The organism is Mesorhizobium sp. ArgA1 (assembly GCF_053714375.1).
The window spans coordinates 1-1498 of sequence record NZ_JBSKBQ010000090.1 but is presented as its reverse complement, the minus strand read 5'-3'; the positions used below and the strand labels follow the sequence as shown (position 1 = coordinate 1498).

Genomic DNA, 1498 nt, shown 5'->3' with positions numbered 1-1498 from the left:
CGCATTCAGGTCGACAAAGGACTGAAGGCCGCCGAAGGTGCCTGAGCGCGCCCCGGCAGAGTGCGCTGGCGCAAAGTGAGCGTCATCGCGCAAGTGGGCACGCGCCGGGATTTCATGGTAGACCCCTGGGGGCGCCTTGGCAGTTGATGGGAATGCGGATGCTTGCATCGCCTCGCCTAAGAACGCCCCGGCGCGCTCGCTCTGAGCGGTCGCGGGGAGCTCCTGCGAAGAGCGGGGCCGCCCGGCGTCCAGCACTGCTGGCAAAGCCCGCTGCTCAGCTGCTTGCAGCCGCAGGTCTCGATTAGCCTCGATTAGTTTTAAGTAGTTCCGAAGATGCGACAAATCGGCAGAGGGGGTTCTTTTTCCAGTCCGTTGGAACGCTACCACATCCAGCTTTAACTGCTCCGGCCTAGAACCGTTTAGTCGGCCAGCTATGCTCCCCTTGCCCTCGCTTCGAAGCCAATCACTCAGCGCACGAAGACGTGTAGCCCGTATTTGCGCAGATACCCTCTGCTCCGCAGTCGGGGCTCCAAGATCTTTCAACGTTTGGCCGAGCGCGCCATCGATCAAGAGGGCGTCTTCGGGATGAGGAGCCAGTTGACGGGGGCGCCCAATGGCAGGAGGTTGAAGCCGTTTGGCTTGTTGAGGCAAGAACCGCTGGAGATCAGCCAGAGCCGTTGTAAGGCGGTTCCGGGAGTCCCTCCCCGCCTGATACTCCGAAAGCTCCTTGTCCAGGGAACCGCCTTGCAACTGAGAAGCCAAAGATCCCTTGTTGTTGTCCTGGAGCCACAGCGCAAACTGCCTCAATCTGGAAAGGGTAGTGCGGACGGTCCCTTTGGCGGCGATGTTGCGCTGCTCGGCGTCAAGCCGGAACCTTGCCAAAAGATCCACGTCTTCGGCAGGGAGCTTCCCAGTTAGATGCTCTCGCGATGGGAGGCTCCCTGGCGCAACCTTTTTCAGGTGCGGAACGATAGCAGGACGGCCACCAGCCTTCAGATAGTCCTGCACATCAGCTACAAAAGAAGCATGCTTTGGTGAATCGGGGTTAAACCGGCCGAAAATGGGCTGCCGATTTTCCTGGCGCAGCCAGTGGCTAAGATGGTGCAGATCACCTCCCAATTTCAGGACTGTCCACTCGTTCGTCTTCGCTTCGATGGCCACTTTCTTGAAGGTAGAAACGAGTTCCTTGTCCTCGGGAAAGGGCTCGGAACGGTCGCGCTTTGCGCCCACGCGGACCTCTTTGGTGACCGCAAACTCGGGTTGGCTATTCGGGCCTGGGCCGGGTCCGTGCGCCGCCGCCTCCGGCGTTTGGTGGCAAGGGATGAAGTTGTCACGCAGATCGGGCAACGACGGCACCGGCCGTGAAATGCCGAGATGCGCGCTTCGGCGCCCTCCAGCGCTCTCCCCGGACGAACCAGGCGGCAATTGGTTCAGCTGCTGCTCAAAGTTCGCTTGCAGATTCGCGCCGTCCCCCTGTTGCCCTACGTGCATGCCGGTA

At 60.7% G+C, this 1498-nt stretch carries 1 pseudogene; it reads right to left on the bottom strand.

Annotated features, from left to right (window positions below):
• A pseudogene (locus tag ACWGTI_RS32420) lies at positions 1-1347 on the bottom strand (hypothetical protein); the annotation flags it as partial.
• Positions 1348-1498 lie beyond the last annotated feature (151 nt).